The organism is Haliea atlantica, from assembly GCF_054779855.1.
In genome coordinates, this window is the sequence record NZ_BAAGXL010000007.1 from 33,904 (window position 1) to 54,038 (window position 20,135).

Below are 20,135 nucleotides of genomic sequence, written 5' to 3' on the forward strand. Positions count from 1 at the left end.
TCACCCACTTGTGACAGGCGTATGTCCGGGCCCGGAATCAGATCACCCAGTTGCGCACCGGGTCACCGCGCTGCTCGTCCTCCATCTCCATCACCTGCTGAACCGCGTGGTGGTGGGACAGAAAGACCTTGCCGGTCAGCTCCTCCAGGAAATGGGTGTGGGCCAGGACGTCCATCACCGGCCCCTTGACCTCCGACAGGTGCAGCGTGATTTCACGCTCCGCCAGCTGCCGGTTGATCGATTCCAGGGCCTCCAGTGCGCTCAGGTCGATCTCGTTCACCGCCGTGCACATCAGGATCACATGACGGGTCTCGGGGTATTTTTCAAGAATGCCGTAAAGGCGCGACTCCACAAAACTCGCATTGGCAAAGTACAGACTCTCGTCAATGCGCAGGGAGAGGATATCGCTGTGGGTAATCACCTGGTGCCGCTCGACGTTGCGGAAGTGGCCGGTCCCCGGCACCTCGCCCACCACCGCCATGTGCGGGCGCGAGGTCTTGTAGAGGTGCAGCGCCAGCGAGACCAGAACACCGCAAGCCACCCCGGTTTCCACCCCCAGCAGCAGGGTGACGCCAATGGTGATGGCCACGGCGGCAAAATCGGAGAGGCCGTAGTCCCAGCTGCGTTTCAGGATGCCCAGGTCGACCAGCGACAGCACCGCGACAATGATGGTGGCGGCCAGGGTCGCCTTCGGCAGCCAGGCCAGCCAGGGAGTAAAGAACAGCGCCACCAGGGCGATGCCCAGGGCGGTAAAGGCTCCGGCCGCAGGCGTGGCGGCACCGGCGTCGAAGTTGACGATGGAGCGCGAGAACCCCCCGGTGACCGGAAAGCCGCCACTAACCCCGGACGCCACGTTCGCCGCACCGAGCCCAATCAGCTCCTGGTCCGGCGCGATGCGTTCCCGGCGACGCGCGGCCAGGGTATGACCAACCGAAACTGACTCGACGAAACCGATAATGGAGATTAGCAGTGCCGAGAGCAGCAGCTCGCTCCATAGCGGCGGAATGCTGGAAGGCAATGTGAAGCCCGGCAGGCCCGCGGGAATCTCGCCCACCAGCGCCACGCCATGCGCTCCCAGATCCAGCCACCAGGCCAGCAGGCTGGTAGCAATCACGGCCAGGACCGGCCCTGTGCGCGCCAGGGTGCCCGCCGCCCGCTTGCTGAGGCCAGTGCGCTGCAGCAGTGGCTGCAGACCGCTGCGAGACCAGAACAGGAAGGCCAGCGCGCCGCCCCCGATCAGCAGCGTCGGCCAGTGCAGTGCCCGCCACTGGGACAGCAGGCTTTCCAGCAAATGCCACAGGTTATCGCCGCTGCCGCGCACCCCGAGCACATGGCCCAGCTGGCTGACCGCAATGATGATCCCGGAGGCGGTGATAAAGCCGGCAATCACCGGGTGCGACAGGAAACTGGCGAGGAAGCCCATGCGCAAGACACCGAACAGCAGCAACATGCCCCCGGACAGCAGGGCCAGCAGGATCGCCGCCTCGAGGTAGGCGACGCTGCCGGCCTCGGCGACGGGTGCCACGGCGGAGGCCGTCATCAATGACACTACCGCCACGGGGCCCACGGACAGCGAGGTGCTGGTTCCGAACAGCGCGTAGGCCACCAGCGGCAGCATGCTCGCGTAGAGCCCGGTCTCCATGGGCAGACCCGCCAGCAGGGCATAGGCCAGGGACTGGGGGATCAGCATGATGGTGACGATGACCGCCGCCAGCAGGTCGCTGACCAGGGTGTCGCGGTTATAGCGCCGCCCCCATTCGAGTATTGGCAGATAGCGTTTCCATCGTCCCTGCAAAGCTCAGTCCTCGCCGATTACCGGCTTCACCATCCACTCCCGTCCCCGCAGCATCGCCTTCCAGTACAGGGGCGGCAGCAGGCGTTCCTTGAGGTACCAGGCCAGCCGGCTGGGCTTGCGACCATCCAGCAGCCAGGCGGGGAAACTGGGCAGCAACTTGCCGCCGTAGCCGAACTCCGCCAACACGATCTTGCCCCGCTCCACGGTCAGGGGGCAAGAACCATAACCATTGTAGTGTGCCACTCCCGGCGCCAGTCCGGCATCCGCCAGCAGGTTGTTGGCGACGATGGGCGCCTGCATGCGTGCGGCGGCCGCCGTCTTGGCGTTGGGCGCATTCATCACATCACCCAGCGCCCAGATATTGTCATAGCGGGTATGCCGCAGGGTGGTCTGGTCGACATCCACCCAGCCGGCGGCGTCCGCCAGGGGACTGCTGCGCACAAAGTCCGGCGCGGTCTGCGGCGGCACCACATGGATCATGTCGAAGTGACGCTGCACCTCGTGGGTGTTGCCCTCGGCATCGGTGTGTTCGAACCAGGCGCTGCGGGCATCCCCGTCGATGCGCACCAGCCGATGCTGGAAGTTCAGCTGGGCGCCGTAACGCTCGACGTACTGCATCAGTGCGGGCACGTAGTCCTTGACGCCAAACAGCACCGCACCGGCATTGTAGAATTCGACATCAATGTTCTGAAGCCGGCCCTGCCGCTGCCAGTAATCGGCGGAAAGATACATCGCCTTCTGCGGCGCCCCGGCACACTTGATCGGCATCGGTGGCTGGGTAAACAGGGCCTTCCCCCGTTCCAGGGACTGCACCAGGCGCCAGGTGTAGGGGGCCAGGTCGTAGCGGTAGTTGGAGGTCACACCATTGCGGCCCAGGGTGTCCACCAGGCCGGGAATCGCTTCCCAGTCGAGCTTGAGGCCCGCGGCCACGACCAGACGCCGGTAGCGAATCACCCGACAGCCCTCCAGCACCACCGCATTGCGCTCGGGGTCGAAGAAGGCCACCGCGGCCTTGACCCAGTCGACCCCGTGGGGGATCAGCGAGCCCAGGGTGCGCGCGGTAACTTCCGGCGAAAAGATGCCGGCGCCGACAAAGGTCCAGCCGGGCTGGTAGTAGTGTACGTCGGCGGGATCAATGATGGCCACGGACTGGCTGCGGTCGCGGGCGAGCACGCTGGAGGCCACGGAAACACCACCGGCCCCCGCCCCCACGATCAGCACATCGTAGCTGGCGAGTACCAGGCCATCGCCGGAGGCACTTTCACCGGCGGTGACGCGGGCCACCACACCGCTCATGTCATAGCCGGCGGCACGACCGCGGCGGATGATCTCGGTCGGCGCCAGGCCCGCCCGCGCCTTGGCCAGGGCCCACAGCGTGGTGGAGCGCATGCCGCTGCGGCACCAGGCGTGCACCCGGCCCTCGAGCCCGTCCAGCAGCTGGCCAAAAGCCTCGGCTTCCTCGTCGGAGACCCGGCCGGCCACGACCGGCAGATGGTGCACGTCGAGCCCGGCCGCTTCCGCGGCGCGCTGCAGCTCGGCAAAACTCGGCTGATCGCTCCCCTCGCCATCGGGGCGGTTGCAGATCAGGTGCCGCACACCGGCATCGGCGAGGGCGGGAATATCGTCGGGCCGGATCTGTGCCGACACACTCAGTTGATCATCCAGTTGCTTGATGTCCATGTTCGCTCCTCCGCTCACAGGGCGTTGATCGGCAGCTTCAGGTAGACCGTGCCGTTGTCATCGGCCTCCGGCAGGTGGCCCGCGCGCATATTCACCTGCAGTGACGGCAGGATCAGGCGCGGCATGCCCAGGGTGGCATCGCGAGCCTCGCGCATGCGCACGAAGTCGTCCTCGCTGATCCCGTCGTGGACATGGATGTTGTTCTCGCGCTCCGCAGCCACCGTGGTTTCATACTCCAGCTCGCGGCCGTCCGGCTGGTAGTCGTGGCACATGAACAGGCGGGTGGCGCCCGGCAGTTCGAGCACCCGGCGAATCGAGCGATAGAGCACACGGGCGTCGCCACCGGGAAAATCGGCACGCGCGGTGCCGCCATCCGGCATGAACAGGGTGTCGCCGACAAAGGCCGCATCGCCCATGACATGCACCATGCAGGCCGGTGTGTGGCCCGGGGTATGCAGCGCCTGGCAGCGCATCCCGCCGACATGATATTCGTCGCCATCGGCAAACAGGCGGTCGAACTGGCTGCCGTCGCGGGCGAATTCGGTGCCGGCGTTGAAGATCTTGCCGAAGGTTTCCTGCACCGTGACGATGTGCTCGCCAATCCCCAGCTTGCCGCCCAGGGCCTCCTGGATGTAGGGCGCGGCGGAGAGGTGGTCGGCGTGAACATGGGTCTCGATCAACCACTCCACCTCGAGCTTGTGCTCGCGCACATAGGCAATGATGCGGTCGGCCCCGGTAAAGCTGATACGTCCGGCGGCGTAGTCGATGTCCATCACCGAATCCACCACCGCGCAGGCGCGCGAACCGGGATCGCGCACCACATAGGAAAAGGTATTGGTGTCCTCATCGAAGAAGGGCACCACCTCGGGTTTGACATCGAGATCGACGTTGATTTTCGGAGTCTGTGACATGGCGATATCCTCGCGGTTGTTCAATCGGACTTTGTCCCGGTTCTGCCGGCCCTTGCGCCGCTCACTCGTAGGAGAGCTCGGTGGCCTTGCCGTGGAAGACCCGGTACACATACACGGTGTAGAAAAGGATGACCGGCAGCGTGATCACCACACCGACCAGCACAAACTGCAGTGACTTGACCGACGCCGCGGCCTCCCAGATATCCAGCCGGCCGATAACCACATCGGGGAACACGCTGTAGGCCAGACCGAGGGTGGCGAGCACGCAGATCAGCACAGTCGCCACGAACAGCAACCAGCCCCGCCCGCGACGGATCAGCTCCGGCTGTCGCAGCAGCACGGCAATCACCGCCAGGCAGATGGCCGAGGCCAGGGGAATCGGCGCCAGCAGCAAAATGTTGGGGAAGGTGAACCACTTGCCGGCAATCACCGGGCTGACCACTGGCGTTGCGATACTGACCAGCAGCAGGCACAGCGCCATCGGCCACACCGCCATGCGTGCCCAGTGAATCGCCCGCTCCAGCAGCGCCCCCTCGGTTTTCATCATCAACCAGCCGGCACCCAGCAAGAGGTAGAGCGCCGGCAGGGTAATCGCGATCAGCGCACTGAAGGCCAGACCCAGGGGCCCGCCCTGCAAGCCGGTCACCCAGGCGCCCAGCATCCAGCCCTGTGCCGCGGCTGCCACCAGGGAGCCGACGAAGAAGGCGCGATTCCACAACTGGCGACGGTGGTCGCCGGCCTTGACCCGCAGGTCAAAGGCCACCCCGCGCAGGATCAGCCCCATCAACATCAGTGTCACCGGGAGATAAAGCTGGGTGAGAATGATCCCGTGGGCCTCGGGAAAGGCAATCAGCAGGACCCCGACACCGAGCACGATCCAGGTCTCGTTGGCATCCCAGAAGGGGCCGATGGAGGCCACCATGACATCCTTCTCGGCCTCCTCTGCCAGCGGCAGGAGCATGCCCACGCCGAGATCGTAACCATCCAGCACCACGTAGATGAGCAGGGCCAGGCCCATGATCAGCATATAGATAACCGGCAACCAGTACGCCATGATCAGGCCTCCTGTACAGTCGCGGGCTGCGGGGACAGGCCCAGCGATGCCGCGGGTTTCAGGGACATCTGCCGCAGTGCGCCGACATAGGCGGCCAGCAACAGCGCGTAGAGCAGGACATAGCCGAACAGGGTCCCCGCGAGGGTGGTCGAGGGGTGATCCGCCGCCACATCGGCGACGCTGAGTACGCCCTGGACGATCCAGGGCTGGCGACCAATCTCGGTGACGTACCAGCCGGCCAGTACCGCGACCCAGCCGGAGAAGGTCATCCAGGACAGCGCGCGCAACAGCGCCGGAGACGGCGCCCGACCACGCCGGGTCTGCCAGCTGCCCCACCAGGCCACCAGCAGCATCAGTACGCCAAGCCCCAGCATCACCCGGAAGGACCAGAACACCATGGGCACCGGCGGATGCAGGCCATCGAAGTCATTCAGACCACGCACCTCGCCCTCCAGCTCGTGTGTGAGAATGAAGCTGGCTGCGTAGGGAATCTCCAGGGCAAAATGGTTGCGGCGCTCACTGGCATCGGGCCAGCCCACCACGGTGAAAGGCGCCCCCGCCTGCGTCTCCCAGATCGCTTCCATCGCCGCCACCTTGGCCGGCTGGTGTTCCAGGGTATTCAGACCGTGAAAGTCGCCCACCAGGACCTGCAGCGGGGCACCCACGGCGGCCAGCAGCAGGCCGGTGCGCAGCACGCGGCGCGTACCCGGGCCGCCGACGCCACGGCGCAGGCGCCAGGCGCTGACGCCGGCAATCAGGAAGGCACAGGTGAGCAGCGAGGCCAGCAGCATGTGCACCAGTCGATAGGGGAAGGAGGGATTGAAGATGACCGCCCACCAGCTCTCCACCATCACCACGCCGTCCTCCAGGTAATAACCGGTCGGGGTCTGCATCCAGGAATTCAGGCTGAGAATCCAGAACGCAGACAGCGTGGTGCCCACCGCCACCAGCAAGGTCGCGATCAGGTGCATCCGCGGGGAGACCCGGTTGCGGCCAAACAGCATGATGCCGAGGAAGGAGGCCTCCAGGAAAAAAGCGGTGAGCACCTCGTAGCCCAGCAGCGGGCCGGCGACATTGCCGGCCCGCTCCATGAAGCCGGGCCAGTTGGTGCCGAACTGAAAGCTCATGGTGATGCCCGAGACCACACCCATGGCGAAGGTCAGCGCGAACACCTTGACCCAGAAGGTGTAGGCCTGGTCCCACAAGGCCTCGCCCCCGCGCCAGGCACGCCAGCGAAAATAGAACAGCACCCAGGCCAGGCCGATGGTGATCGCCGGAAACAGGATGTGAAAGCTGATGTTGGTGGCGAACTGTATGCGTGCAAGCAAAACCGGATCCACGGTAAACACACCTCTCTGAGCGATCTGGGCCGTCGCCGGAGCAACGGCAGCGTCACATCGGTATTAGCACAGGGCGTGCCACCTTGCAGCGCAGCCCGGCGATACGGGACTGACATGGACACAGAGCCGGCCGACCTCTTCCTCCACGCGAACTTTTTTGTCATTATTGGCAATAATTTTGCCAGGAATGACAATGCCGCCCCTGATCGCCAGTGACACCGACCGCTCTGTCGCCCGCATGCTCGAGGGCCACGACTGCCCCGCCATCCTGGTGGACCCCGAGTACCGTATCCTCGCCACCAATGAGTCCTACCGGGAGGCTTTCGGCGACATCCCCCCGGACAAGGACGAAGCACTCTGCTACCGGGTCTCCCACGGCTACCGTGTCCCCTGCGACCAGGCCGGGGAAAGCTGCCCCCTGGCGGCAGCCCGGGAGAGCGGTCGCAAGGAGCGCGTACTGCATGTGCACCTGACCCCCGAGGGTCGCCAGCATGTCGACGTGGAAATGCTGCCGATCCTCGACGCCGAGGGTCGGCTGCGCTACTTCGTCGAGCTGTTGAAGCCGGTCAGCATCGCCAGCGCCGAAACCTCCGCCGACCAGATGGTGGGGCGCAGCCCGGCGTTTAACGAGATGCTCGACCTGATCAACCTAGTGGCCGGTCACGACACCTCGGTACTGCTGCTCGGGGAGTCGGGTACCGGCAAGGAGCTGGCTGCGCGCGCTATCCACGCAGCCAGCCCCCGCAGCACCCGCAACCTGGTCACGGTGGAGTGCGCCGGACTGACCGAGACCCTGTTCGAGAGCGAGCTCTTCGGCCATGTCCGCGGGGCCTTCACCGGCGCCACCCAGAACAAGCCGGGGCTGCTGGAAGCGGCCCAGGGCGGCACGCTGTTCCTGGACGAGATCGGCGACGTGCCCCTGGGCATGCAGGTGAAACTGCTGCGACTTCTGGAAACCGGCACCTGGCGGGCGGTGGGCAGCACCGCCCTGCGCAGCGCCGACTTCCGCCTGGTCTGCGCCACCCACAAGGACCTGCCGGCGATGGTCGAGCAGGGCGCGTTCCGTCGCGACCTGTTCTATCGCATCAATGCCTTCCCCATTCGCCTGCCCGCCCTGCGGGAGCGTCGCGCGGATCTGCCGCTGCTGGCCCACTCCATTCTTGGCAAGCTGGCCCGCGGACGCCGGGTGCACCTGACCGAATCCGCAGTGCGGCGATTACAGGATGAGCCCTTCCCCGGAAACATCCGCGAGCTGCGCAACCTGCTGGAGCGCGCGCTGATCTTCGCCCACGGCAACGTCATCGACCACCACGTCATCGCCCGCAGCCTGGCGGGCCTCGCGACCTGCTCCCTTCCACAAACGGCCTCGCCGCCCGGGCAAACGGGCAGCGACACAGACGGCGCAGCCAACGCTGACCGCTGGACCGACCTGCGAACCCAGGAACGGGAATACCTGCGCGCACTGCTGTCTCACTGCGCGGGGGACAAGGCGCGGGCGGCGGAAATCGCCGGCATCAGTTTGCGCAGCCTCTACCGCAAGCTGGAGTGAACTCGCCCAAAGGCCCTGTCGACCTGCTCCCCCGACGTTTCCCTGCTATGGTGTGTTCAGACGCACCTGACATTTTCCCGGGAGGCAAGCAATGAAAGCATCGGACCTGATGGTGAGGGCCCTGGAAGCCGAGGGTGTCGAATACATCTTCGGCATTCCCGGCGAGGAAAACCTCGATCTGCTGGAGTCATTGCGGCAGTCCAGCATCCAGCTGATCCTGACCCGTCACGAGCAGGGCGCGGGCTTCATGGCCGCCACCTACGGTCGCCTCACCGGCAAGGTCGGCGTATGTCTGTCCACCCTGGGCCCCGGCGCCACCAACCTGGTGACCCCCGCTGCCTACGCCCAGCTCGGCGCCATGCCGATCCTGATGATCACCGGGCAGAAACCGATCAAGACCAGCAAGCAGGGACGCTTCCAGGTGATCGACGCCGTGGACATGATGCGGCCGCTGACCAAGTTCACCTGCCAGATCGTCAGCGGCGACCGCATCCCCTCGGTGGTGCGCGAGGCCTTCCGCCTCGCCTCGGAGGAACGCCCCGGCGCCGTGCACATCGAACTGCCCGAGGACATCGCCGCCGAGGACACCTCGGCGCCCCTGATTCCCGCCAGCACCGTGCGCCGCCCGATCGCCGAGTACAAGGCAATCAATGCGGCGGTGTCGATGATCGAACAGGCGGACCGCCCGGTGCTGGTGATCGGCGCCGGCGCCAACCGCAAGCTGACCTGCAAGATGCTGCGGGAGTTCGTGGACAAGACCGGCATCCCCTTCATCACCACCCAGATGGGCAAGGGGGTACTCGACGAGCACGGCGAGGCCTTCCTCGGCAACACCGCCCTGTCGGATAACGACTTCATTCACCGCGCCCTGAGCCACGCCGACCTGATCCTCAACGTCGGCCACGACGTGGTGGAGAAGCCACCCTTCTTCATGCGCCCCGACGGCGCCAGGGTGGTCCATATCAACTTCCAGTCGGCGCAGGTGGATCCGGTCTACTTCCCCCAGCTGGAAGTGGTCGGCGACATCGCCAACAGCATCTGGCAGATCAAAGAGCAGACCACCACCCAGTCCCACTGGGACTTCTCCTTTTTCCGCAAGGTTCACGCCGCCTACGTCGAGCACCGCCGGGAGCTGGAGGACGACCAGCGCTTCCCGATGCTGCCGGAGCGCCTGGTCAAGGACCTGCGGCGCGCCCTGCCCCGGGACGGCATCGTCACCCTGGACAACGGGGTCTACAAGATCTGGTTCGCCCGCAACTTCCCGGCGGCTTTCCCCAACTCACTGCTGCTGGACAACGCCCTGGCCACCATGGGCGCCGGGCTGCCCTCGGCCATGGCGGCGAAAATGGTCTATCCCGACCGGGCGGTGGTGTCGGTGTGCGGGGATGGCGGCTTCATGATGAACAGCCAGGAAATGGAGACGGCCGTGCGGCTGGGCCTGCACATCGTCGTGATCATCCTGCGTGACGACGCCTACGGCATGATCAAGTGGAAGCAGTCGAACATGCACTTCGACAACTTCGGCCTGGATTACGGGAATCCGGATTTTGTGGAGTACGCCCGGGCCTACGGCGCCCGCGGCTGGCGGGTGGGGGCCACCGAGGAGTTGCAACCCCTGATCCGCAGCTGTCTGGAAGAGCCCGCAGTCCACCTGATCGATGTGCCGGTGGACTACAGTCTCAATGACCAGACCCTGAACGTGACCATCCGGGAGCAGGCCCGGGCGCTGGAGGAATAGCCCGCGCGGGACTTCAGTCGATCGCGACCAGCTCGATGTTGAAGGTCAGGTCCTGGCCCGCCAGCGGGTGGTTGGCATCCAGGGTGACGCTCTCGTCGCTGAGCTCGGTGACGACCACCGGTACTGCCTGGCCGTCCGCCGTCTGCATCTGCAGGCGGGTGCCCAGCTCCAGGGGAATGTCGGCGGGGATCTGGTCCCGGGGAATCGACTGGCGGGCCTCATCCATGGGCTGGCCGTAGGCCTCGTCGGCAGGCACTTCCACCTGCTTCTTCTCGCCCACGGTCATGCCCGGCAGAGCCTTGTCCAGGCCGGGGATGATCTGGCCCGAGCCGACTTCGAACTGCAGGGGGTCGCGCCCCTCGCTGCTGTCGAAGACGGAACCGTCGGTCAGGGTGCCGGTGTAGTGAATGCTGACGTTGTCGCCGGATTTGACTGCGCTCATGTAACGCTCCTGAGATGTGCGGGTGAATGGGAAACCACGCAATTCGGCAGCGCAGTAACTCGCGAGCCGCCCAGTGTACCGGCTCGGGCCCGGCGATGAAACCGGGAAGGGACCCGGCATGCCGGCGTCGCGCGCTCGCACACGCCGTCGCGACCTTGTCCCCACCAGGGCCCGGCAGGCCCTTGACAAGGAAAAATTTTCACCCACCCGGACACCATATCTTGTATTCATGGCGGCACTTGGCCCAAGATATACGCAATCAAGCCACCAGCCTCAGCGACCCGCATCATGTCCATAGAATCCCTGCAAAAGCGCCACCACGAGAGTCACATCGACCTCCACCTGCAACCGGCCTCGGAAGATATCTGGGACCGCAAGTACCGCCTCAAGGACAAGCGCGGCAACCCGGTGGATGCCGATATCGACGGCACCTATCAGCGGGTGGCCCGCGCCCTGGCGGAAGTCGAGGCCACCGAAGCCCTGCGCGACAAATGGTACGAGCGCTTCCTCTGGGCCCTGCGCAACGGCGCCATCCCGGCGGGTCGCATCATCTCCAATGCCGGGGCCCTGGAGCACAAACCAGCCACCTCGACCATCAACTGCACCGTTTCGGGGATAATTCCGGACTCCATGCAGGGCATCCTCGAGCGCAACCTGGAGGCCGGCCTGACCCTGAAGGCGGGCTGTGGCATCGGCTACGAGTTCTCCACGCTGCGTCCGCGGGGCGCCTATGTCTCCGGCGCCGGCGCCTACACCTCGGGCCCGCTGTCCTTCATGGATATCTTCGACAAGATGTGCTTCACCGTGTCCTCCGCCGGCGGCCGCCGGGGCGCACAGATGGGCACCTTCGATATCAGCCACCCGGACGTGGCGGACTTTATCCGCGCCAAGCGCGAGGACGGCCGCCTGCGCCAGTTCAACCTCTCTCTGCTGATCACCGACGAATTCATGCAGGCGGTCGAGGAGGACGCCGAGTGGCCCCTTAGCTTCCCGGTCACCGAGAAGGAAGTCGAGGACGGCCAGATCGATCTCAACGACCCGGCACAGATCCTGTGGCGGGATGTGCCCGCGGGCAACAAGTACGTGCACGACAGCGAGGGCCGCGCCGCCTGTCGCATCTTCCGCACGGTGCAGGCACGCAAGCTGTGGAACGTCATCATGACCTCCACCTACGACTACGCGGAGCCGGGTTTCATCCTGATTGACCGCGTCAACGACCTCAACAACAACTGGTTCTGCGAAAACATCCGCGCGACCAACCCCTGTGGCGAGCAGCCCCTGCCCCCCTACGGCAGCTGCCTGCTGGGCTCGATCAATCTGACCCGCTTCGTGCTCGACCCCTTCACCGACCGGGCCCGTTTCGACTGGGACAGCTACCGCGAGGTGGCCTCCATCTTCACCCGCATGCTGGACAACGTGGTGGAAATCAACGGCCTGCCGCTGGAAGAGCAGCGCCACGAAATCCTCAGCAAGCGCCGCCACGGCATGGGCTTCCTGGGCCTGGGCTCGACCCTGAACATGCTCTGCCTGCGCTACGGCAGCCCCGCCTCCCTGGAACTCACCGAGCAGGTCAGCCGCGAGCTGGCCCTGGCGGGCTGGCGCACCGGTCTGGAGCTGGCGCGGGAAAAAGGCCCGGCGCCGATCATGCAGGAGGAGTTCGAGATCACCCCGGCGATGCTGCGCCTGCGCCCCGAACTGGCGGAGGACGGCTACCAGGTGGGCGACACCCTGCCTGGGCGCATTCTGCACGCGCGCTACAGCCGCTACATGCAGCAGATTGCCGAGCTGGACCCGGACCTGGTATCGCAGCTGGCAGAAGAAGGGTGCCGCTTTACCCATCACTCGTCGATCGCCCCCACCGGGACCATCTCCCTGTCCCTGGCCAACAACGCCAGCAACGGCATCGAGCCGAGCTTTGCCCACCACTACAGCCGTAACGTGATTCGCGAGGGCAAGAAGAGCAAGGAAAAGGTGGACGTATTTTCCTACGAACTGCTCGCCTACCGGGAACTGGTCAACGCCCACGCCATGCCCTACTCGGACAACCCCGGGGAGCAACTGCCGGACTACTTCGTCACCGCCGACGACATCAAGCCGATCCAGCACGTCGACGTGCAGGCCGCGGCGCAGAAATGGGTCGACTCGTCGATCTCGAAAACCATCAATGTGCCGACGGACTTCCCCTTCGAGGAGTTCAAGGACATCTACCTCTACGCCTGGCAGAACGGCCTCAAGGGCTGCACCACCTTCCGCTTCAACCCGGAGGCCTTCCAGGGCGTGCTGGTCAAGGAAAAAGACCTGGAGAACACCACCTACCAGTTCACCCTGGAAGATGGCAGCAAAGTGGAACTCAAGGGCAATGAAAAAGTGGAATACGACGGCGAGGAGCACACCGCCGCCAACCTCTTCGACGCCCTGAAAGAAGGCTACTACGGGAAGTTCTGAACATGACTGTAAAACTGGACAAGAAAATCGTCAGCTACAAGGTGCTCACACCGGAGGCGCGGGCAGAGGCCGAAGCGGCCAACAGTACGGCCCCGGAGAGCCTGGAGCTGGCCGTACAGCAGATGGACGAGAACGTCGATCGCCCCGAGACGCTGCACGGCACCACCTACAAGATCAAGACACCGCTTTCGGATCACGCGCTGTACATCACCATCAACGACATCGTGCTCAACCCGGGCACCGACCACGAGCAGCGGCGCCCCTTCGAGGTGTTCATCAACTCCAAGAACATGGACCACTTCCAGTGGGTGGTTGCCCTGACCCGAGTGCTCTCCGCGGTGTTCCGCAAGGGGGGCGATTGCACCTTCCTGGTCGAGGAAATGAAGGCCGTGTTTGACCCCAAGGGGGGCTACTTCAAGCGCGGCGGCAAGTTCATGCCTTCCCTGGTGGCAGAAATCGGCGAGTGCCTGGAAACTCACATGAAGAGTATCGGTCTGATAGAGGCACCGGAACTTCCCGAGCACCAACGCCGCATTCTCGAACAGAAGCGGGCGGAGTATGAATCGCGCCAGAGCAAGGGCAAAGGCAAGGACGAGGGCGGCCAGGGAGGCTTCCCCGAGGGCGCCCAGCTCTGCGGCAAATGCATGACCCAGGCCATGATCCTCATGGACGGTTGCATGACCTGCCTCAACTGCGGCGACTCCAAGTGCGGGTAGTCTACACTACGGGTAAATGAGCCACGGAGACTGTCATGCAAGCCAACCCCGATGACCAGCTGACTCGCCACAACAAGAGCGGCGGACTGCCGATCAGGGCTCTTGTCCTGGGGGCAGCCGCACTCGCGGTGCTGGCGGCCCTGTTCTGGCCCAGGCAGAACGACGCTCCTCCCGAGGCGGAGACTGTCGCTACCCCCGACACGGCGGCAGCGCCCGCGGCATTGCCCCCGGCCGAGGACATTCCCAAGCCGACCGCCCCGGCACAGCCGGTCGAGGCGGAGGCCCCAGCGGAAAGCCCCGCCGAGCCTGAGGCCGAACCCCTGCCGCCGCTGGAAGAAAGCGACCCGGTGCTGCGCGATTCACTGCAGGAGGTGGGCGCCACGAGCGGGCTGTTCGAGCCACTGCAGGAAAAGGAAAACCTGGTTTCGACACTCGGGGCGCTGGTGGACGGCAGCAGTCGCGGCGTCATCATGCGCAAACTGCTTCCGGTTGAGGCGCCCGAAGCGCCCTTCCCGGTCATGCAGACCGACGATGGCCTGACCATCATGGACCCCTCGGGCTACCAGCGCTATAACCCCTACGCCCTGGCCATCGCCGGCCTGGACACAGAAGCCATGGCGGCACAGTTCCACCGCCTGCGCCCCCTGTTCGAGGCGGGCTGGCAGCAGCTGGGCCTGGCACCCGAGGACTTTGACAATGCGGTCATCCGCACCCTCGACCGCATCCTGGCGACACCGGAGCTGGAGGGGCCAGTGGCCCTGGAGCAGGAAGCCGTGATGTACACCTACGCCGACCCTGAGCTCGAGGCGCTGACGCCGCTGCAAAAACAGTTGCTGCGGATGGGACCGGCCAACCTGCGCTTGATCAAGGCCCAGGCCCGGGAGCTGCGCGAAGCGCTGCTGGGAGCCAACAGCCCGACATGAGTGCATCCGGCCTGGCGCCCCTCTCCCTGCTGGAGGTGGGGCGTGTCAATCGTGACGGCGACGTCGCTTCGGCGCTTGCCTGCGCCCGGGAGACGGCCCAGCGCGCGGAAGCCGTGGGCTTCAATCGCGTGTGGGTGGCGGAACACCACAATATTCCGGGCATCGCCAGTGCTGCGACGTCCCTGGTGATCAATCACATTGCCGCCGGCACCCGTCACATTCGCGTCGGTGCCGGCGGCATCATGCTGCCCAACCACTCGCCACTGGTGATTGCCGAGCAGTTCGGCACGCTGGAGGCTCTGCATCCCGGCCGCATAGACCTCGGGCTCGGCCGCGCCCCGGGCACCGACGGGCAGACCCTGCGCGCATTGCGCCGCAATCATGCCGCCGCCGAGCGTTTTCCCCAGGATGTGCTGGAGCTGCAGGCCCTGCTCGCGCCGCCGCAGCCCAACCAGGCCATCGTGGCGGTGCCGGGTGCTGGCACTGAAGTCCCCCTGTGGATCCTCGGCTCGAGCACCTTTGGCGCCATGCTGGCCGGGGAGCTGGGGCTGCCCTATGCCTTTGCCTCGCATTTCGCACCCCAGCAACTGCACGCCGCCCTGTCCGTCTACCGCCAGCGCTTCAAGCCTTCCCGGCAACTTCAGCGCCCGCACTGCATGGTCGGTGTCAATATCATTGCAGCCGACAGCGATGAACAGGCGCAATTTCTCGCCAGCAGCCAGCGCATGGGCTACACCAATCTGTTCCGCGGCAGCCGCCTCCTCAGCCAGCCGCCAGTCGACAACATCGACGAATTCTGGACACCCGCCGAAAAGGCCAGCGTGATGGCCATGCTGGAACGCTCCATCATCGGCTCCCCCGGCACCGTGCGCCGGGGCGTGGAAGCCCTGCTGGAGGAAACCGGGGCCGACGAGTTGATGGTGGTTTCCGATGTCTACCACCAGGCGGACCGTTTGCGCTCCTGCGAGCTGATCGCCGAGGCGACCGGGCTGCAACCCCAGGCGGCGTGATACCAGGCAGCCCACCGGGGATCGACAATTGTCCGCCGAGCCGGGACAATGCCGGCCCCGGGGGCCGGGTACCCGCCCGCCATGGCCAAAACGTCACTCACGAGGTTCACCTATGTTGCTTCCGGCTATTGCCGTCCTGATCGGTCTTGTCGTCCTGATCTGGAGTGCCGACCGGTTTGTCGAGGGCGCCGCAGACACCGCGGCCATCCTGGGTGTTCCGCCGCTGCTGATCGGCATGGTGATCATCGGCTTCGGCACCTCGGCACCGGAACTGGTGGTCTCCGCACTGGCCTCGAGCGAAGGCAACCCGGGTATCGCGCTGGGAAACGCCTACGGCTCCAACATCAGCAACATCGCGCTGATCCTCGGGACCACCGCCGTGATCGCCCCTATCGTGGTGCAGTCGCAGATCGTCCGGCGCGAACTCCCGGTACTCATTGGTGCTACCCTCATCGCCGTCTGGCAACTCGCCGATGGCGCGATCACCCGCCTGGAGGGCATCATCCTGCTGGTCGTTTTCGCCGGCATCATGGGGCTTGCCATCTGGCATGGGCTCCGGCAACCGGACGACGTCCTGGCCCAGGAAGTGACAGCGGAAATGAGCACGCACCAGAACAAGCTGGGGCCCGCCCTGTTCTGGCTGCTGCTGGGGCTGTTGCTGCTGATTGCCAGCTCCCGCGCCCTGGTCTGGGGCTCGGTGGAAATCGCCCAGGGACTGGGTGTCAGCGACCTGATCATCGGCCTCACCATCGTCGCCATCGGCACTTCACTGCCGGAGCTGGCCTCCTCCATTGCCGCCTGCCGCAAGGGTGAAAACGATATTGCCCTGGGCAACGTGATCGGCTCCAACCTGTTCAATACCCTGGCCGTGGTGGGGATCGCCGGCACCATCCACCCCATGACCGTGGAGCCGGAAGTGTTGACCCGGGATGCTGCTGTCATGGGTGCGCTGACCTTGTTGATACTCGGCCTCAGCTACCGGCGCGAAGGGCACGGCCAGATAGGGCGTCTGGCCGGCGTGTTTCTGCTCGCCTGCTTCCTCGGCTACAACGCCTACCTGGTATCAACCGTGCTCCTCTGAGGCCCGGGTCAACAAGGGCTCGATCACCTCGGCCGCTTGCGGACGGCTGTACAGATAGCCCTGGTAGGCATCGCAACCGTGCTCGCGCAGGAAGGCCAGTTGCTGCTCGGTTTCCACACCTTCGGCGACGGTCTTGAAGCCGAGCCCCCGCGCCACACCGATAATGGCCAACACGATGGCCTGGTCCTCGGGGTCGTCGGCCAGGCCATCGACAAAGGACTTGTCGATCTTCAACTTGCTGACCGGATAGCGCTTCAGATAGCTCAGGGATGAATAGCCGGTACCGAAGTCATCGATCGACAGGGTCAGACCCATGTCGTGCAGGCGCGTCAGGGTGTTCAGGGTCGCGCTGCTGTGCACCATGGCTATACGCTCGGTGAGCTCCAGGTCCAGACACTCGGGGGCCACCCAGTACTCTTTCAGCAGGGCTGCCACCTGATCGCAGAAATCCGTGCGATAGAAGCGGGTGGCAGAGACATTCACGGAGACCGTGGGAATGCGGAAACCGGCGGCGCGCCAGGCCGCCTGCTGGGCCAGGGCGGTACGCATCACCCAGGCGTCCAGCTCCGAGATCAGGCCGCTTTCCTCTGCCACAGGGATAAAACGGGACGGCGCAATATAGCCGGATTCGGGGTGACGCCAGCGCAACAGGGCCTCAAGCCCCAGCAGCTCCCCGCTGTGGATATCCACCTGGGGCTGATAGTGCAGCTCGAGCTGGCCCAGCGCCATGGCGTCGCGCAACTCGGTTTCCAGACGCAGGGCCCGGGTGGCCTGGTCGCGCATGCTGGAGGTAAACAGGGCGAAGGTATTGCGTCCGGCATGCTTGGCTTCAAACAGCGCCGCGTCCGCCGCCTGATTGAGCTCGTCGAAATTGCTGCCATGCTGGGGGAAACAGGCAATGCCAATACTCGCCGTCAAGGTAAAGCGCTGCCCACGCACTTCCAGGGGCCTGGCAATCTCGCGCAAGAGAGTCCCTGCCAGCTGCTCCGCGCCCGCCGCACTGGTACCCGGCAACAGCACGAAAAACTCGTCGCCGCCACTGCGGCACAGGCTGGCATTCAGGTGCAGGCGCTCCAGCAGACGCTTGGCCAGACCCTGTATCACCTGGTCACCCATGTCCAGGCCCATGGAGTCATTGACGTTCTTGAAGCGATCGAGGTCAATGCACAACAGCGTTAATGGCTGACCACTGGCAGCGGCCTGGGCCAGTGCCTGGCGCGCTCGCTCCCGCAGCAAAGACATGTTGGGCAGGCCGGTGAGCGCGTCGTAGTGAGTAAGGAAATCGATCTGCTCGCGGTTGCGCTTGTGCTCGGTGATATCCGTAGAGATCCCGCAGAGGGCATAAATACTGCCGTCCTCCCGGCGCATGGGCAATTTGACCGACCAGAATACCCGCGGGCCCTCCTCACCCTTGACCGTATCCACCTCCTCCAGTTCCAGGATCTCTCCGCCCTCCAGCACGCGGCGGTCGTTCTCGCGCAGCCGCTTCACCGTCGCGGCATCGAAGAAGGCCTCATCGGTCTGCCCCACCACATCCCCGGAACCCACACCCCACAGGTCTTTCACCTGCTGGTTGGCATAGAGGTAGCGCCCCCCGGTATCCTTGAGATAGATGCAGGCTCCGACGTTTTCCAGGATGGTCGACAGCCGGGCCTCGCTCTCCCGCAGCGCCGCCTGGATACGCCCCCGCTCCGCTTCGCGATCGAAGTTGTCCAGGGCGAAGCTGATATCCGTGCTCATCTCTGTCAGCAGGCGGGTGGCGTGGTCATCGAAAACCCCCGCCTTGCGGTGATAGACATTGAGCACGGCATATGGGCGGCCTCCCCGCAGGATCGGGAAGGCCGCCGCGGATCTCCAGCCCGCCTCCCGCACACGCCGGTGCCACGGCTGTGTGGAGGACACGGCGTAATAGTCGTTGACCACAACCGGGCGACTTTCCCGCACCGCGGTACCGCAAGGCCCGCGACCACTGGGCAGCTCGGCATCGACGCTGACATCTACCCCGGCAAGGTAATCCTGCGTGTCCCCCCATACAGCCGACGGCTGGATCCGCCCGCTGACGGTATCCAGGGAACCCACCCAGGCCATATCCATACCGCCGTAGTCCACGGCCATGCGACAGACCAGGGGGAACAGGTCCTCCTCCTGCCCCATGCGCACAATCGCCTGGTTGACTTCGCTCAAGGCGTGGTAGAGGTCTTCCAGGCGCAGGGCTCGACGCGCGGAGCGATCCCGGCTGCGGGCTACCATGAAGACCAGCAGCGCACCCGCCAGGCTCAGCAACAAGCCCGATGCCATTACCATCCGGGATGGCGGCAACACCCCCAGACCGGCACGGAAATCGGCTGTGGCACAGGCCTCGAGCGTCCAGGTACGTCCCCCGATGGCGAGGTCATAGCGATGTGACAGGGTGACCGGGTGGCCAGCGACCGGATGCGTGTCATGGATCATAGGGGCAGTGCCTTCACCCGGCACCCCATCGTAGAGACGCAACCTGACTGCCGGATCCAGCTCTGCCGCCAGACCGGCGAAGAAGTCCTCCACGCGCAGCGGCACATCCACCCAGCCCAACAGGCGCTGCCGCCGCTCCGCCACCGAGGGGGGAACAGCACCCCCCCGATACACGGGCAGGTACATGACAAAGGCCTTGGCGGGTTTATCGATGTCCTGGATCAGCGTCGTCGGCTCGGAGATATGCATTTCGCCGCTGTCCCGGGCAGCCAGGGCAGCCGCGCCCGCACCGCGGTTAGAGAGGATATCGAAACCGATGGCGCTGCGATTGTCTGCATCAAGAGGATAAATGTAGGTAATGGGTGCCAGGTGTTCGGCGCCCGTATCCGGGTAGATCCGGTGCTCGCCCGGGACCTCATAGTGCAGGCGCGCGAGATACCTGGGCACCTCCTCACGCGACAGCCAGGGCACCCAGCCCACCGCGCGCAGGGCCGACAAATCCGAATGCAGGTGCAGCGAGCGAACGTAGCGCTGGAATTCATCGAAGGAGACCGAACTGGAGCCTTGGAAGAAGCCCTGTAGCCCGCGCAGGACGGTTTTGTAAATGCCGAACTCTCGCTGAATCAGGGCGGCGGCGCGGTCGGCACTGGCCCGAAAGGCCTGCTGCAGGGCGGCCTGCTCGCGATCCCGCACCACGTCCTGATAAATCAGGGTGACCGACACCCCGGCGGACAAAACCGCCAGGGCCAGCACCCCGGGCAGGGCCAACAGCCTCAGGTGCCTGAACACTTGAGCGAACATGGCAATAGTGGCGCACTCCCGATGACGACCGCCGCGCCGGTTCACTGATACGCCGACCCGGCCCCTCTACTGCAGAATCCTAGCAATTACCGCAGCCCCGGTGTGGATTATTTTTGAGAAATGTCATCTTGCTTTACGCGGGAGGCACGCAAACGGTTTAACGCACCGGGACCCGCCCGCCCACGGTGTCAGGGGCGAT

The 20,135-nt window shown here is 65.1% G+C and carries 14 protein-coding genes; 7 read left to right on the forward strand and 7 right to left on the reverse strand.

The window, feature by feature from the left end; translation table 11 throughout:
- Positions 1-37: 37 nt before the first annotated feature.
- The 5 genes from ACYVGS_RS08170 to ACYVGS_RS08190 form a co-directional block, all read right to left on the reverse strand.
- Positions 38-1,795, reverse strand: coding sequence for a SulP family inorganic anion transporter (locus tag ACYVGS_RS08170; RefSeq protein WP_460588180.1), 1,758 nt, complete (start codon positions 1,793-1,795; stop codon positions 38-40).
- Between the two features lie 3 nt (positions 1,796-1,798).
- Positions 1,799-3,475, reverse strand: coding sequence for a bifunctional protein tyrosine phosphatase family protein/NAD(P)/FAD-dependent oxidoreductase (locus ACYVGS_RS08175; RefSeq protein WP_460588181.1), 1,677 nt, complete (start codon positions 3,473-3,475; stop codon positions 1,799-1,801).
- Between the two features lie 14 nt (positions 3,476-3,489).
- Positions 3,490-4,386, reverse strand: a complete 897-nt coding sequence (locus ACYVGS_RS08180) for an MBL fold metallo-hydrolase (RefSeq protein WP_460588182.1) — start codon at positions 4,384-4,386, stop codon at positions 3,490-3,492.
- A gap of 61 nt (positions 4,387-4,447) precedes the next feature.
- Entirely contained in the window at positions 4,448-5,440 is a 993-nt protein-coding gene (locus ACYVGS_RS08185; RefSeq protein WP_460588183.1) for a cytochrome d ubiquinol oxidase subunit II, read from the reverse strand.
- A 2-nt stretch (positions 5,441-5,442) separates the two neighbouring features.
- Positions 5,443-6,780: a cytochrome ubiquinol oxidase subunit I gene (locus tag ACYVGS_RS08190; RefSeq protein WP_460588184.1), complete on the reverse strand. Its 1,338-nt coding sequence runs from the start codon at positions 6,778-6,780 to the stop codon at positions 5,443-5,445.
- A gap of 193 nt (positions 6,781-6,973) precedes the next feature.
- Between ACYVGS_RS08190 and ACYVGS_RS08195 the strand changes: the two genes are divergently transcribed.
- Both ACYVGS_RS08195 and ACYVGS_RS08200 read left to right on the forward strand, forming a co-directional pair.
- Positions 6,974-8,329 (forward strand): sigma-54 interaction domain-containing protein, encoded by a 1,356-nt coding sequence (locus ACYVGS_RS08195; RefSeq protein WP_460588185.1) that lies wholly within the window; start codon positions 6,974-6,976, stop codon positions 8,327-8,329.
- 91 nt (positions 8,330-8,420) lie between these two features.
- Positions 8,421-10,067, forward strand: a complete 1,647-nt coding sequence (locus ACYVGS_RS08200) for an acetolactate synthase large subunit (protein WP_460588186.1) — start codon at positions 8,421-8,423, stop codon at positions 10,065-10,067.
- A 13-nt stretch (positions 10,068-10,080) separates the two neighbouring features.
- Here the strand turns inward: ACYVGS_RS08200 and ACYVGS_RS08205 are convergent, their stop codons facing one another.
- Positions 10,081-10,509, reverse strand: coding sequence for an FKBP-type peptidyl-prolyl cis-trans isomerase (locus ACYVGS_RS08205; protein WP_460588187.1), 429 nt, complete (start codon positions 10,507-10,509; stop codon positions 10,081-10,083).
- Positions 10,510-10,797: 288 nt separating this feature from the next.
- Here ACYVGS_RS08205 and ACYVGS_RS08210 point away from each other — a divergent pair, with 288 nt between their 5' ends.
- The 5 genes from ACYVGS_RS08210 (at position 10,798) to ACYVGS_RS08230 (ending at position 16,684) form a co-directional block, all read left to right on the forward strand.
- Positions 10,798-12,954, forward strand: coding sequence for an adenosylcobalamin-dependent ribonucleoside-diphosphate reductase (locus ACYVGS_RS08210; RefSeq protein WP_460588188.1), 2,157 nt, complete (start codon positions 10,798-10,800; stop codon positions 12,952-12,954).
- 2 nt (positions 12,955-12,956) lie between these two features.
- Complete coding sequence (locus tag ACYVGS_RS08215; RefSeq protein ID WP_460588189.1) at positions 12,957-13,670, forward strand: TSCPD domain-containing protein; 714 nt, start codon at positions 12,957-12,959, stop codon at positions 13,668-13,670.
- A 35-nt stretch (positions 13,671-13,705) separates the two neighbouring features.
- Positions 13,706-14,593 (forward strand): DUF3014 domain-containing protein, encoded by an 888-nt coding sequence (locus ACYVGS_RS08220; RefSeq protein ID WP_460588190.1) that lies wholly within the window; start codon positions 13,706-13,708, stop codon positions 14,591-14,593.
- On the forward strand, positions 14,590-15,603 hold the full coding sequence (locus ACYVGS_RS08225) for an LLM class flavin-dependent oxidoreductase (RefSeq protein WP_460588191.1): 1,014 nt from the start codon (positions 14,590-14,592) through the stop codon (positions 15,601-15,603). The genes ACYVGS_RS08220 and ACYVGS_RS08225 overlap by 4 nt, the downstream gene beginning before the upstream one ends.
- A gap of 112 nt (positions 15,604-15,715) precedes the next feature.
- Positions 15,716-16,684, forward strand: a complete 969-nt coding sequence (locus ACYVGS_RS08230) for a sodium:calcium antiporter (RefSeq protein ID WP_460588192.1) — start codon at positions 15,716-15,718, stop codon at positions 16,682-16,684.
- On the opposite strand, the gene ACYVGS_RS08235 is transcribed toward ACYVGS_RS08230, so the two are convergent.
- Complete coding sequence (locus ACYVGS_RS08235) at positions 16,667-19,936, reverse strand: bifunctional diguanylate cyclase/phosphodiesterase (RefSeq protein ID WP_460588193.1); 3,270 nt, start codon at positions 19,934-19,936, stop codon at positions 16,667-16,669. The genes ACYVGS_RS08230 and ACYVGS_RS08235 overlap by 18 nt on opposite strands.
- Positions 19,937-20,135: the final 199 nt, after the last annotated feature.

Coding starts and splice junctions, on each gene's coding strand:
- ACYVGS_RS08175 (WP_460588181.1), bottom strand. CDS start 3,475: ATGGACATCAAGCAACTGGATGATCAACTGAGTGTGTCGGCACAGATC.
- ACYVGS_RS08180 (WP_460588182.1), bottom strand. CDS start 4,386: ATGTCACAGACTCCGAAAATCAACGTCGATCTCGATGTCAAACCCGAG.
- ACYVGS_RS08185 (WP_460588183.1), bottom strand. CDS start 5,440: ATGGCGTACTGGTTGCCGGTTATCTATATGCTGATCATGGGCCTGGCC.
- ACYVGS_RS08195 (WP_460588185.1), top strand. CDS start 6,974: ATGCCGCCCCTGATCGCCAGTGACACCGACCGCTCTGTCGCCCGCATG.
- ACYVGS_RS08200 (WP_460588186.1), top strand. CDS start 8,421: ATGAAAGCATCGGACCTGATGGTGAGGGCCCTGGAAGCCGAGGGTGTC.
- ACYVGS_RS08205 (WP_460588187.1), bottom strand. CDS start 10,509: ATGAGCGCAGTCAAATCCGGCGACAACGTCAGCATTCACTACACCGGC.
- ACYVGS_RS08210 (WP_460588188.1), top strand. CDS start 10,798: ATGTCCATAGAATCCCTGCAAAAGCGCCACCACGAGAGTCACATCGAC.
- ACYVGS_RS08215 (WP_460588189.1), top strand. CDS start 12,957: ATGACTGTAAAACTGGACAAGAAAATCGTCAGCTACAAGGTGCTCACA.
- ACYVGS_RS08220 (WP_460588190.1), top strand. CDS start 13,706: ATGCAAGCCAACCCCGATGACCAGCTGACTCGCCACAACAAGAGCGGC.
- ACYVGS_RS08225 (WP_460588191.1), top strand. CDS start 14,590: ATGAGTGCATCCGGCCTGGCGCCCCTCTCCCTGCTGGAGGTGGGGCGT.
- ACYVGS_RS08230 (WP_460588192.1), top strand. CDS start 15,716: ATGTTGCTTCCGGCTATTGCCGTCCTGATCGGTCTTGTCGTCCTGATC.
- ACYVGS_RS08235 (WP_460588193.1), bottom strand. CDS start 19,936: ATGTTCGCTCAAGTGTTCAGGCACCTGAGGCTGTTGGCCCTGCCCGGG.